Annotated in this window: 9 protein-coding genes; 7 read left to right on the top strand and 2 right to left on the bottom strand. The window is 49.0% G+C overall.

The window, feature by feature from the left end; genetic code table 11:
• Positions 1–122: 122 nt before the first annotated feature.
• Positions 123–2,093 carry a TonB-dependent receptor plug domain-containing protein gene (locus tag BMZ54_RS14370; RefSeq protein ID WP_089912685.1) on the bottom strand — a complete coding sequence of 657 codons (1,971 nt, stop codon included), beginning with the start codon at positions 2,091–2,093 and terminating at the stop codon, positions 123–125.
• Between the two features lie 79 nt (positions 2,094–2,172).
• Positions 2,173–2,490, bottom strand: a complete 318-nt coding sequence (locus tag BMZ54_RS14365) for a DUF6660 family protein (RefSeq protein ID WP_089912682.1) — start codon at positions 2,488–2,490, stop codon at positions 2,173–2,175.
• A 150-nt stretch (positions 2,491–2,640) separates the two neighbouring features.
• Here BMZ54_RS14365 and BMZ54_RS14360 point away from each other — a divergent pair, with 150 nt between their 5' ends.
• The 7 genes from BMZ54_RS14360 (at position 2,641) to BMZ54_RS14330 (ending at position 13,504) form a co-directional block, all read left to right on the top strand.
• Positions 2,641–4,152 carry a TolB family protein gene (locus BMZ54_RS14360; protein WP_089912679.1) on the top strand — a complete coding sequence of 504 codons (1,512 nt, stop codon included), beginning with the start codon at positions 2,641–2,643 and terminating at the stop codon, positions 4,150–4,152.
• A 22-nt stretch (positions 4,153–4,174) separates the two neighbouring features.
• Positions 4,175–4,723 carry a gluconate 2-dehydrogenase subunit 3 family protein gene (locus tag BMZ54_RS14355; RefSeq protein ID WP_162277543.1) on the top strand — a complete coding sequence of 183 codons (549 nt, stop codon included), beginning with the start codon at positions 4,175–4,177 and terminating at the stop codon, positions 4,721–4,723.
• Positions 4,724–4,730: 7 nt separating this feature from the next.
• Positions 4,731–6,431, top strand: a complete 1,701-nt coding sequence (locus tag BMZ54_RS14350) for a GMC oxidoreductase (RefSeq protein WP_089912673.1) — start codon at positions 4,731–4,733, stop codon at positions 6,429–6,431.
• Positions 6,432–6,552: 121 nt separating this feature from the next.
• Complete coding sequence (locus tag BMZ54_RS14345) at positions 6,553–7,161, top strand: RNA polymerase sigma factor (RefSeq protein ID WP_162277542.1); 609 nt, start codon at positions 6,553–6,555, stop codon at positions 7,159–7,161.
• A gap of 103 nt (positions 7,162–7,264) precedes the next feature.
• On the top strand, positions 7,265–8,467 hold the full coding sequence (locus tag BMZ54_RS14340; RefSeq protein ID WP_089912667.1) for a FecR family protein: 1,203 nt from the start codon (positions 7,265–7,267) through the stop codon (positions 8,465–8,467).
• Positions 8,468–8,768: 301 nt separating this feature from the next.
• Positions 8,769–12,032 carry a SusC/RagA family TonB-linked outer membrane protein gene (locus tag BMZ54_RS14335; RefSeq protein WP_162277541.1) on the top strand — a complete coding sequence of 1,088 codons (3,264 nt, stop codon included), beginning with the start codon at positions 8,769–8,771 and terminating at the stop codon, positions 12,030–12,032.
• Between the two features lie 11 nt (positions 12,033–12,043).
• The gene (locus BMZ54_RS14330) at positions 12,044–13,504 is read left to right on the top strand and encodes a RagB/SusD family nutrient uptake outer membrane protein (RefSeq protein WP_089912660.1); all 1,461 of its coding nucleotides are present in this window, start codon (positions 12,044–12,046) and stop codon (positions 13,502–13,504) included.
• Positions 13,505–13,531: the final 27 nt, after the last annotated feature.

The following is a 13,531-nucleotide window of genomic DNA, read 5'->3' as shown; positions in this document are numbered from 1 at the left end:
TAATTAGAGTATGTAGCTGTAAGGCGGCTATTATAAATATACAAAAAACAGAAGGAGCCTGGCGGCAGGGCTTACTCATAAAAAAGATAGTAAGCGCCGTTGCCAGGCTCCCGGTAATGGAGTTACAGTTTTAATTTTAGCCCGCCATTCACCACAAATCCGTCCAGGGGTGCATAAATATCCCTGAATACAGGGTGGGTGCGTGTGCCGGTATAAATGCTGTCAAACCGGGTTTGCCGTGTATCGGTGAAGTTCTCACAATTCACGAACAGGGAAAATCGTTCCCATAGCTTTTCGGCCATAAATCCACAGGTCCAGTAAGCCTTCCCGGTAGCGCCATCGTTTAGGGTTTGTTTGCTGTAATAGTATGCTTCCAGCCCTATCTTCCAGCTATCCTCAATTTCATACATCAGCACATTATTCAGGCGGTGCCGTGCCGTTAAGGGGTTCTCTTTTTTAGTGCCGCCTTCAACCAGCCGGGCATCTGTAAAGGTGTATCCGATAAACAGCTTAAAGTTTCCGTAACCTGCTTTTAAATTGGTTTCCCATCCTTTGGTATCCACATAACCGGCTGCATTTTTAAGCTGCTGCAAACCGCCGGCTGCATTTTCCAGTATTAAGGGGTTGTTAATACGGGTGTAAAAGAAAAGCTGGTTTATGCTTATGCTCAGCTTATTGAACAAAGATGTACGGTAGTTTATATCAAAGTTAGCACCGTAAGATCTTTCCAGCTTATTCATATCCGGGTTAACAGGCAGTACAGACCGGAACTGTATGCGCTCTGTTTCTTCCGTAAAAATGCTGGGCGTTTTATAACCAAGCCCACCACCCAGCCGGGAACTAAGCCGTGGTGATATTTTAAAGAGGGCAGAGATGCGCGGCAGCCACACAAATCCATAATCTGTTACATAATCGCAGCGCAGGCCGGTTTCCATTTGCAGCCACTCAGCAGCGCTGAAAGTGTTTTGTACAAACCCGCCGATCGTTTGCTGATCATAGTTCCTTTTAGGAAAGCTGTCTTTGGAAAGCTCTTTAAAATGATCTGTATATAAATTAATACCGCCCACCCAGTCTGACCGCTCCCGGTTATTATTAAAGGTGATCTCTGAATAGGTAGACCATTGTTTACCATCAAATGTATAATCAGGGATGGTGATGGTCCTATTGAAATGACTAATGGAATTTTTTACCGCCAGGCTGCTTTTTTCGCTGAGCTGATGTTCCAGTAAGAACTGAGTGGAGAACCGGCTGCTCTTATTCTTTTCAAAATAGCGGTGGGTGCTGTCGCCCCTTCCCTTAATATACTGAATGTCTCCGCCCGTGCGGTCTTCAAAGGTGGTATTTACTCCAAGGTTCATTTTTGTCCGTGAACTGAAATAAAGGAACAGCCTGGGATTAAATACATAACGCATGGTCTTTGGAATAGCGGTAAAACCTGTGCTGGAAGGGTCATAGGGCTTACTGCTGTTACGGGACGCAAAGAGGGTTACTCCTGCCTTTTTAAACTTCTGACCATAAAAGCCGCTTAGATCCAGGCCGCCGGCAGAGGTGCCATTTATTAAGAACCGCAATTCCCTTTCTTCTGTTGGTACTTTGGAGATCAGGTTTACCAAACCCGCAATGGCGCCCCCACCGTATAGGGTGGAGGATGCGCCTTTAATTACTTCTACCTGCTTCAGGTTTAAAGGAGCTGTTTGCAGCAGGCCCAGGCCGCCGGCAAATCCTCCGTACAATGGAAAACCATCAGTGAGCATTTGCGTATAACGCCCGTCCAGCCCCTGGATGCGGATGCTTGAATTGGCAGAGGTGGCGGATACCTGCTGCGTTTGTATGCCGGTGCTTTCATTGAGCATCATGCGTATATCCCCCGGTTTCATATTCCCTTTTTCTTCCAGCTCTTCGCCACCTATAAATTCAACGCGGGTAGGAATGTTCTGTATAGTACGGCTGCTGCGGGTGGTGGAGATGATCACTTCGTCCAGCTCCTCCACCGTGGTATCCGATGGTATTGTTAAGCTGTCTGTTTGATGGTTTTGCGCCATGCATAGCTTACCCATGCAAAGCAATAGCATAAAGGCTATAATTCTTTTCATTATAGTGTAGGCTGTATGAATAAATAAGAATAAATAAGGTTGTGTGACCTGCTGCCGGCCGGCAGCAGTTATGAAGCGCTTATGCTAACTGGGGCGGCTGCCAGATGGAAGCGGGAAAATCAGGCAGGGAAGGTGTGATATAAAAAAAATACAGGTTTTCAACGGTGGGTAATTGCCCCGGCAGCTTTATCTGCACCGTGGGTATTACAATACTATGGCAGGCGCCGCAGGCAAAAAAGGGAGAGCAGGGGCAGGCCGGCCGATGGTCATGATCCTTTGCGGTACGGTTGGAGCTTGTTTGTGCTATCTCATCTGCACAGCAGTCGCTATCCGTATCGCAGGGAACACCGGATAACAGCAGCACGTATAATGAGAACAGGTAAACAAGGAATTTCATCCTTGCAAAGATATTCAATTTTAAACAGGATCAGAAAGGCCATCAGAGGCGATTTTAGCATTATGATGTGGTGTTGATGTGGTGAAAAATAACCTCCCTAAGCCCGCAGCCGCTAAATTCGTTCCGCACCCATTACCATAATATATACAAATGAAAAAACTGATCGTCCACGTCATCTTTACCATTTTAGCTTTTAACGCAAGTGCGCAAAACAGCCCTTTAGGCATATTTGAAGGCCATGGCGATATAGGCAACCATGTAAAACCCGGGGCGGCCACCTATATTCCGCAAACACAGCAATATATTATCTCCGGCGCAGGCTATAATGTATGGTTTGATCACGATGAATTTCATTATGTATACAAACGCCTGAAAGGCGATTTTATCCTCTATACCCGCGCCGCCTTTGTTGGCGCAAAAGGTGTGGAGGAACACCGGAAAGTAGGCTGGATGGTGCGTAAAAGCCTTGACAGCAATGCCGCGCATGTAAATGTGGTAGAGCATGGCGATGGCCTCACTTCCCTGCAATACCGCAAAACAGCCGGCGCCACCACAGAAGAAGTACGCTCCGCCCTTACCCATGCCGATGTGCTGCAGCTGGAACGTAAAGGCAATACCTACACCATGCGGGTAGCCAGGTTCGGAGAGCCGTTTGTAACCGCGCAGGTAACGGACCTGGACCTGGGAGAGGAAGTTTATGTGGGCCTGTTTGTAGGCTCCCACAATGCCGATGTGCTGGAAACAGGCGTGTTCCGTGATGTGCGTATTACCATGCCCTTTAACGGGGAATCAGACCAGAACACCCGCATGACCCTGGGCAGCCACCTGGAGCTGCTGGAAGTGGCCACCGGCAACCGGGAGATCATTTATACCGTACCCTACTCCATACAGGCCCCTAACTGGATGACCAACGGGAAGTCGCTTGTTTTCAATGATAACAAAGGGCTGATGTACACCTTTGACCTGGCCACCCGGCAGCCGGTGCAGCTAAATACCGGGGATATAAAAAATAATAATAACGATCATGTGCTTTCCTTTGATGGCACCATGCTGGGGCTAAGCAGTAATGTACGGGAGCTGGGCGGATCAATTATTTACACCGTACCCGTAACCGGCGGCACGCCAAAGCAGGTAACGCCCAAAGGGCCCTCGTACCTGCATGGCTGGTCGCCGGACGGGAAATACCTGGTTTTCTGCGGGCAGCGGGATGGAGAATTTGATGTGTACCGCGTGCCGGCCGCCGGGGGAAAGGAAGAAAAGCTTACTAACACAAAAGGTTTGGACGATGGGCCTGAATATTCGCCGGATGGGCAGTATATTTACTTTAATTCCGTACGCTCCGGCACCATGCAGATCTGGCGTATGCATCCGGATGGCAGCGGGCAGGAGCAGGTTACAAATGATGATCTTAATAACTGGTTTGCACACATTTCGCCGGATGGGAAGTGGATGGTATTCCTCTCTTTCCTGAAAGAAGAAGTGCAGCCGGGTATACACCCGCCCTACAAGCATGTATACCTGCGCCTGATGCCGGTTGCCGGGGGCACACCCAAAGTGATCGGGTATGTGTATGGCGGGCAGGGCTCTATTAATACGCCCTCCTGGTCGCCGGACAGCAAACGTATTGCCTTCATCAGTAATTCGGATATGAGCAGTAAATAAACAGACCTTTTAGCAAATGAACATGAACAGACGTTCGGCCCTCCGCACCCTGATGGTGGTAACCGCAGGCGTTACGCTGCTGCCTTCATGCGTGCAGCGCCCGCGTAAAGCGGCAGTGGCCTACAAACACTTACAGCTGAATGGGGAGGAGGAAGATCTGCTGGCTACCATGGCCGCTATCATCATCCCCACCACCACTACGCCCGGTGCAAAGGAAACCGGGGCGCACCGTTTTGCCCTTACTATGATAGATGATTGCTGCAGCGCCAAAGACCAGGAGCAATTCCAGGACGGGCTGCACAAATTTCAGGCAATGGTAAAGGAAAAGGACGGCAGCACCTTTGGGAAATGTACTCCTGCACAGCAGCAGCAATGGGTAGCTATGTTGAATGATGGTAAAAGCTTACCGCATAATGTGGATGCCTTTTACCACATGCTGAAAAGGTATACCATCGAAGGTTTTACGGGCTCTCAATATTTTTTAACCAAAGTAAGGGTGTATGAGCTGGTGCCCAGCCGCTTTCATGGCTGTATAGCAGTGAATAAAGTATCGCCCTCCATAGATAACTGATAGTAGTATGAGTAATAGTAAGCAGGCCAATACTTTTGACGCCATTGTAATAGGTGCAGGCATGAGCGGCGGATGGGCAGCAAAAGAGCTGTGCGATAAAGGATATAAAACATTATTGCTGGAACGCGGACGTAATGTGCAGCATTTAAAGGATTATCCCACCACCAACATGTATCCCTGGGAGTTCCGCCACCATGGCGAAGTACCGGCAGAGATCCAGGCAGCCAATCCTTCCATTAGCCGCTGTTATGCGTACCGGGAAGATGCGATGCATTTTTTTGTAAAGGATACGGAGCACCCGTATGTGCAGGATAAGCCGTTTGACTGGATCCGCGGTTACCAGGTAGGCGGCAAATCCATTATGTGGGCGCGGCAAACGCAGCGCTGGAGCGATTATGATTTTGAAGGCCCGCAGCGGGATGGCTTTGCAGTAGACTGGCCTATCCGTTATAAAGACCTGGCGCCCTGGTACAGCTATGTGGAGAAATTTGTAGGCATCAGCGGTAATAAGGACGGCATACCCAACCTGCCGGACGGGGAGTTCTTACCTCCCTGGGAGCTAACCTGTGTGGAGGATTATTTTAAAGGCGTGGTAGCTAAGAATTATGAGAACCGCCACGTGATTTATGCGCGCTGCGCACACCTTACCAAACCGCAGGATATTCATAAGGAGCAGGGCCGCAATCAATGCCAGGGCCGCAGCCTATGCCAGCGTGGCTGCCCGTTTGGCGGTTACTTTAACAGTAACTCCACTACAATACCCTGGGCACAAAAAACAGGTAATCTTACTTTGCAGCCATTTTCAGTGGTGCATAGTATTATATACGATGAGCACAAGGGCAAAGCCGGTGGCGTACGTGTGATTGACGCAAACACCAAAGCAGTAACAGAGTACTACGCCCCGGTTATTTTTTTAAATGCAGGTGCTTTAAACACCAATCTTATCCTCATGCATTCCACCTCGTCCCGCTTCCCCAATGGTTTGGGAAATGAGAATGGTTTGCTGGGCAAGTATGTAGCCTTTCACAACTACCGCGCGCGCATTTCCGGCACGCACGATGGATTTAAGGAATTTACAACAGACGGGCGCCGCCCTACCAGCGCGTATGTGCCGCGCTTCCGGAATGTATTTAAACAGGAAACAGATTTCCTGCGTGGCTACGCCGCTTCCTTTTACTCCGGCCGCTTTCCGCAGCGGGATACCTCCGGTTTTGGAGAAGCGTTAAAACAGCAGCTGGGTAATGCCACATTAGGCCCCTGGTACGTATCCTCGCAAATGATGGGCGAAACCATTCCAAAGGAAAGCAATACCGTAAGCCTGCATGCGCAGCAGAAAGATGAATGGGGCATTCCATTGTTACGCATCAATATTGATTATGATGATAATGATGAGAAGATGATCAAAGATTTCTTTGAGCAGTTCAAGGATATGTTCGGCAAAGCAGGTTTTACCAATATAGAAACCTACGACAGCAAACAGGCGCCGGGACTGGATATTCATGAAATGGGCGGCGTACGTATGGGGCACGATCCTAAAACATCGCTGTTAAATAAATGGAACCAGCTGCATGCCTGCAAAAATGTGTTTGTTACAGATGGCGCCTGCATGACCTCTACCTCAACACAGAACCCCTCGCTCACCTATATGGCGTTAACCGCCAGGGCAGTGGACTACGCGGTGTCTGAAATGAAGAAAGGGAATTTGTAAACGTCATGTGATCTTATATATAAGCCCTGGCAGCCTGCCGGGGCTTTTTATTGATATCGCCAGCCTGCAAAATAGCCGGTATTTGCAGCAGGGCTTATTTTCCCTATATTTACCCCTTACAGTGCAAATCATTCATACAGGCATTACGGGAGAAGAAGAAAGACACCTGCTGGCAGATGTAGCAGCCGGCAGCTGGAATGCTTTTTCCCGTTTGTATGAGCTTTACTCCCCTTTAGTGCTGCACTACCTGCAAATTTATTTACCGGAAAAACAGGATGTGGAAGAAATAGGGCAGGAGGTGTTCCTGAAAGTATGGAAGCGCCGGGAAACGCTCATCACTATACGTTCCTTTAAGAACTACATTTTTATTATTACCCGCAATGCGCTGAACGACTTTTTACGCGCCCGCCAGGCCCGCCTCTCCAAACAGGCCGGTTATGAGCGGGACTTTGTACAGCCGCACCATTACAGCCCCGACGATAAATTAATAACCGATCAATACGAAGCCGTTGCCCGTGCGGCCCTGGCTGCGCTGCCGGAAAAACAGCGGTTGATCTTTGAGCTGCGTACCCGGGATGAGAAGACCATCCAGGAAATAGCGAATGAAATGGGCATGTCGCTGGGCGGGGTACATAAATCATTACAGCAGTCCATTGCTGTTTTAAAAGACTATTTAGGCAAACATGGGGTACACTTCCTGGTGCTGCTTTTTTTAATGGGCAGTAAATAAATAGAAACCAGCACATTAGCATATCAGCACCCCGGTACATCAAATTTTTTTTTGACTTCAGTGAAAATTCAACATTAACCACCGTCTTTAGTACGTACACATCATGGATCTTACCAGGGCAATAGCACATATTGAAGCTTTAACCGCCGGCCGGCCGGTGAATGAAAGTGCATCCGGCGCCTTCCGGGAGTGGATGCTGACCCAGGCCACCGATGAGGAGCTGAAAGCGCTGGCCACTGCTCATGAGCGGATGCTTATGAACGCGGAGGGAGCGCTGGTATACGACCGGGAAATAGCCGGTAACATTTTTTCTAAACTACAATACCTCCGCGAAGAAGCCGCGGAGGATCTCATAGAACAGGACAACACGCCAGTGGTGCCGCTACGTTCCCGGTTAAATTATTGGTGGGCAGCTGCAGCAATCCTGCTTTTAATATTGGGAGCAGGCACCATCTGGTTTTTGCGTCCGCAAAAAAATACGCCTGCACTGGCAGTACAGCCATTGCAGCCGGGCAGTAACAAAGCCCTGTTAACACTGGCTAACGGGCAGCAGATAGTATTGGATAATGCTGCTACCGGCCAGGTAGCCACCACAGGCGGTGTACAGGTAGTGAAGCTGGATAGCGGCTTAATTGCCTACCAGGGAACCGGCAGCATTGTAGAAAGCAATTTGTTGTCTGTGCCCCGGGGAGGGCAATTCAGGGTTACTTTACCGGATGGTACCAAAGCATGGTTAAATGCTGCATCATCCTTACGTTACCCCACTGCTTTTACAGGCGCTACCCGCAGCGTGGAGCTAACTGGCGAAGGGTATTTTGAAGTAGCGGCAGATGCCGTGCACCCTTTCATAGTAAAAGCAGCTGGTGTAAGTGTGCAGGTGTTAGGCACTTCCTTTAATATTATGGCTTATGCCGATGAAGCAGCCATCCGCACCACGGTGCTTACCGGCGCCGTAAAAGTGCAGGCCGCAACAGCGGCCGTGGTAACGCCCGGTTTGCAGGCCAGCCTGTACCCGCAGCAGAATGCATTTAAGCTAACGCATCCTGACCTGGAGGAAGTAATAGCGTGGAAAGAAGGTAAGTTCCGTTTTGGTAAAACCAATATTAAGAACATCATGCGGCAAATGGCCCGCTGGTATGATATGAATGTAACCTACGCCGGTAATGTGGATGATGTGCAGTTTGAAGGCATCCTGTCCAGGAAGGCGGCTGCCGCACAGCTGCTGGAAGCCATTGCTGCTACCGGCGACGTACATTTTAAAATAGAAGGCAATAACGTAACCGTTTTTCCGGGAAAGGGGGAATAAAGATAGAAGCCCGGATCACAGGAATAACATAGCAACAGGAAAAATTCAACCAAACATTAATTAAAGATCAACCAAAGTGTTCGTAACAGCCAACTGCAAGTTTATGTAAGCAACAAAAACCAACCGTGTTTCCGTAAAAAAATAGCGGGTCCTGATTGCCGTCAGAACCCGCTGTAACGGGAATACTTTGTAAATGCCTGAAACATTTTTTTAGTAAATCCCTAAAATGTACAAAAGTATGACTTGGATTGTACCTGGTAAAGGTATGCGAAATCTTTCGCTTATTAAAATGCTGATGATTATGAAGTTAATCATGATCCTTATGCTGGTGGCCACTTTGCACGTGAGCGCAGACAGCTTCGGACAGCGGGTGACAATGAATGTAAAAGATGCACCGCTAACACAGGTATTTAAAATGCTGAGCGCACAAACGGGGCAGGAGTTCTTATTGAACCCTGTAACAACGGATCATGTGCAGCCGGTGACCATCAATGTAAAAGACTTCCCGGTAGAAGCCTTCCTGGAAAGGCTTACAAAAGAACGCGGTCTGCATTACACTATTCTCAACAACATTATTATTGTAACGCGGGAGGTGGCAAAACAACCTGCAGATACTGTACCCATTGCAGCCCTGCGGCCTAATGTAGTTATCAGCGGTACCGTGATGGATATTAACGGGGAGCCATTGCCAGGGGCAACCCTTATGATACAGGGTACCCGCAGGGGTACCCAAACCGCTGCCAACGGCCACTTTGAAATACATTCAGACCAGGTGGAGAATACCCTGGTGATCACCTATACCGGCTATGGCGTATTAAGCACCAAAGCCATTTTGGGCCGGCCCATGGCCATTATGATGCGGCCCGCTAAAAATGAGCTGGACCTGGTGCAGGTAATAGGTTATGGCCGCACCAGCAAACGTTTTAATACCGGCAACGTGGTTACCGTAAGGGGAGAGGATATTCAGAAGAACCCGGTGACCAATGTGCTTGCAGCTTTACAGGGCCGCGTGCCAGGCATGATCATTACCCAGGCCACCGGTATACCCGGCGGTGCAGTGAATGTGAATATACGCGGCACCAACAGCCTGGCCGCCGGTACAGACCCCTTATATATTATTGATGGAGTGCCTTACCCGCCCGGCGCTATAAACGGTGGCGGCATAACCCTGTTGAACCAAACGCTGAAAGGCGGTAACTATCTCAATTATTTTAACCCCGCTGATATTGAAAGTGTGGATGTGCTCAAGGATGCAGATGCTACTTCCATTTATGGTTCCCGCGGCGCCAACGGCGTAATACTCATTACCACAAAAAAAGGTAAGCCCGGCAGAACAAGGATAGACCTGAATGCATACACCGGTATTTCCACTACTGCTACCGCACCTAAGCTGCTGAACTTACAGCAGTATCTTGAAATGCGGCATGAGGCTAAAAGGAATGATAATGCGGCTGCAACACCTTTAGACTATGATATTAACGGTACCTGGGATACCACCCGTTATACAGACTGGCAAAAGCTGCTGCTAAAGAAAAAGGCTTACCTCAGCAACGGGCAGATAAGTATGTCCGGCGGTGGTAATAACAGCAGCTACCTGGTAGGCGCAGGTTATACGCGGCAAACCTCTGTAATGCCCGGTGATGGCGCTAACCAGCAGGCGAATGTACACTTCAGCACCACGGCGGAAACCAATAATAAAAAGGTAGCTGTAATGTTGTCAGGCAGCTATAATTATACCTATGATAATATTCAGGCCTATGATTTTTCCCGTTCTGTATTGCAGCTGGCGCCGGATGCACCTAAGATCTATAACGATGACGGATCGCTGAACTATGAGAACAATACTTTTGACAATCCTTTCAGGGAGCTGAATAAAATATACAAGAACCGTGTAAATAACCTGGTAGGCAATGCCAGCATCAGCTACCGCCCGGTAAAAGGCCTGGAAATTAAAACCGTGCTGGGTTACAATAATGGGCAGATCAGTGAGTTCCTGGGCACGCCCATGTCCTATTACAGCCCTGCGAACCTGCAGCTGAGCGGCGCAGTAAATCAAAGCCTGTTCCGCACCTTTAATAACAGCACCTGGTCAGTGGAACCGCAGGCCAATTACAGCATGGCATTAGGCAAAGGGGTGCTGAATGCGCTGGCAGGCGCTACTTTTCAGAGCAGTAAAGATACCCGGCTGTCGCAAAAAGCAATAGGCTTCAGTAATGATGCGCTGCTGGAAAATCCCGGTGCAGCAGATAGCACCTTAATAGACGATTATAGTTACAGCCTTTATAATTACAACGCAGCATTTGGCCGCCTGAATTACAGCTGGAATAATAAATACATACTGAACCTTACAGGCCGTTATGATGGTTCCAGCAGGTTTGGGCCCGGCCGGCAGTTCCATTTCTTTGGCGCAGTGGGCGCAGCCTGGATCTTTACTGAAGAAGTATGGGTAAAGAATAATGCGCGCTTCCTGAGCTTTGGTAAGCTGAGGGGCAGTTATGGCACTACCGGTAACGACCGTATTGGGGATTACAGATTTTATGACCTTTATAATCCCGGCAGCCAGTACCAGGGGCAGCAAGGGCTGTTACCAGCCAGTCTTTTCAATCCTGACCTGCAATGGGAAACCAATAAGAAGATGGAATTGGGCCTGGAGCTGGGTTTCCTGAAAGACCGTATTTCAGTGGAAGGCAGCTATTACCGTAACCGCAGCTCCAACCAGCTGTTCCCCTATAACCTGGCAAGGACCACCGGTTTTAACAGCATTTTACTGAACCTGCCGGCTGTTATACAGAACAGCGGTATAGAAATAACATTAAGGACCACCAACATCCGCACAAAGACTTTTACCTGGACCACTAGCTTCAACATCAGCGCCAATCATAATAAGCTGGTAGATTATCCGGGGCTGGCCTCCTCCACCTACACCAACATCTTTGTAATAGGGCAGCCCATTTACCTGGTGAAAGTATTTAAATACGCCGGCGTGGATCCTGCAAAAGGCGTATATACTTTTTACGACAGTAAGGGAAGCATTACTACCACGCCCAGTGAAACTACGGATAGAACGGAGTATATAGATACATCGCCCAAATACTTTGGCGGTTTTCTGAACTCATTCCAGTATAAAGGTTTTTCGCTGGACTTTAATTTCAGCTTCATCAGCCGCATGGCCAAGAATGCATTTGGCCAGCAGCAAGGCATCCCGCCCGGCTTCTTTTATAACATGACCACCGATGTGCAGGAACGCTGGCAAAAGCCCGGTGATGTAACGGATACACGCAGCTATACCAGCAACATCCTGGGCTTTTTTGCACAGAGCAATGCCGTTGCCAGCACCCGTGCGTATAGCATGGCCCGTTATGCACGTTTGCAGAACCTGGCCTTCTCTTACCAGCTGCCGCAATCGCTGTTAGTTAAATGGCGCATCACCAACATCCGGTTATACCTGCAGGGGCAAAACCTGTTCACCATCTCAAATTTCAAAAATGTAGATCCTGAGAACCTGGATGCCACCAGCCTTCCGCCGCTGCGCCAGTATACTGCCGGTTTTCAGGTTACCTTATAAACTATTTGATCATGAAACGTACCTATAAAACAATCATAACTTTCGTTTTCCGCTATATACCCGTTGCAGGCCTGCTGCTTGTAACAGCCGCCGGCTGTAAAGATTTTGTGCAGGTAGATCCGCCTATCTCCGGCATTAATAAGGATAATGCCTATGATAATGATAAATCAGCATTGTCTGTAATGACGGGCATCTACGGCCGGCTGGTAACGCCTAATTTTGGTATTACCTATGGCAGCGGAGGCATTGGTTACCTGATGGGGCTTTATGCAGATGAGCTAAAGAACTGGAGCCCGAATAGTACCACCCGCCAGCAGTTCTATGTAAACAACCTGCAGGCCACCAATACCGTAAGCCCTTTGTGGAACCCGGTTTATACGGAGATCTATGCCTGTAATGCCGCTATAGAAGGTTTTACAACATCCGCTGCGTTAAGTGCGGCCGTTAAAAAGCAGGGTGAGGGAGAAGCAAAGTTCCTGCGTGCCTTTCTTTATTTCTATGCAGTGAACCTGTTTGGCGATGTGCCTTTAGCCATTACTACCGATTACCGCGCCAATACTGCTATGGCCCGTACCCCGCAGGCAACGGTTTATACGCAGATCATTGCTGACCTTAAAGATGCGCAGGCTCTGTTAGGCGATGCTTACCTGAATGGTAACGGCACTGCTGCGCAGGACAGGGGCCGCCCGAACAAACAGGCGGCTACCGCTTTACTGGCAAAGGTGTACCTGTACATGAACGACTGGGCCAATGCGGAAGCCCAGGCCAGCGCCGTAATAGCAGACAGCCGCTATGCGCTGGAAGCAGATCCTGCCAATGTATTCTTAGCAGCCAGCAAGGAAAGCATCTGGGGCCTGGTACCATCCGTTAGCTCAAATTATGTGGTAGAGGATGTGAACCTGTACACTTTTACACCCGGCATTGGACCGGATAACAGCAAAACGGTTTCACTTACATCTTTCATAGTAAATGCTTTTGAAGCAAATGATAAACGTTTTGCAGCCTGGGTAGGACGTACAGATGTACCTGCCAATGCTGTATCACCTGCAGGCACCTACTACTTCTCCAGTAAATACCGCTCTAAAACGCCTAATACAGAAAGCTACCTGGTGCTGCGTTTGGCAGAGATGTACCTGCTGCGTGCAGAAGCGCGTGCGCAGCAAGGCAACGTTTCCGGCGCAATCGCAGACCTGGATGCCATCCGTACCCGCGCAGGTTTGCCGGGCACCACAGCCACTACAAAAGAAACCCTGCTGAGTGCTGTGCTGCAGGAGCGCCGGGTAGAGCTGTTTGTGGAAATGGGCAACCGCTGGTTTGACCTCAAACGTACCGGCGCGCTGAATAATGTAATGGGCGCGGTAACACCACAAAAAGGCGGTACCTGGAGTGCAGACTGGCAGCTGTTACCCATTCCGCAAAGCGAGCTCTTACTAAACACTAACCTTACACAGAACCAGGGTTACCCGCGATAACATCCAATCATTAAAAAGTAATTTTTC

This window comes from Chitinophaga rupis (assembly GCF_900109685.1).
In the GTDB taxonomy this organism is placed as follows: Bacteria; Bacteroidota; Bacteroidia; order Chitinophagales; family Chitinophagaceae; genus Chitinophaga; species Chitinophaga rupis.
The sequence above is the reverse complement of the archived record's forward strand: the minus strand, read 5'-3'. Positions and strand labels throughout refer to the sequence as shown.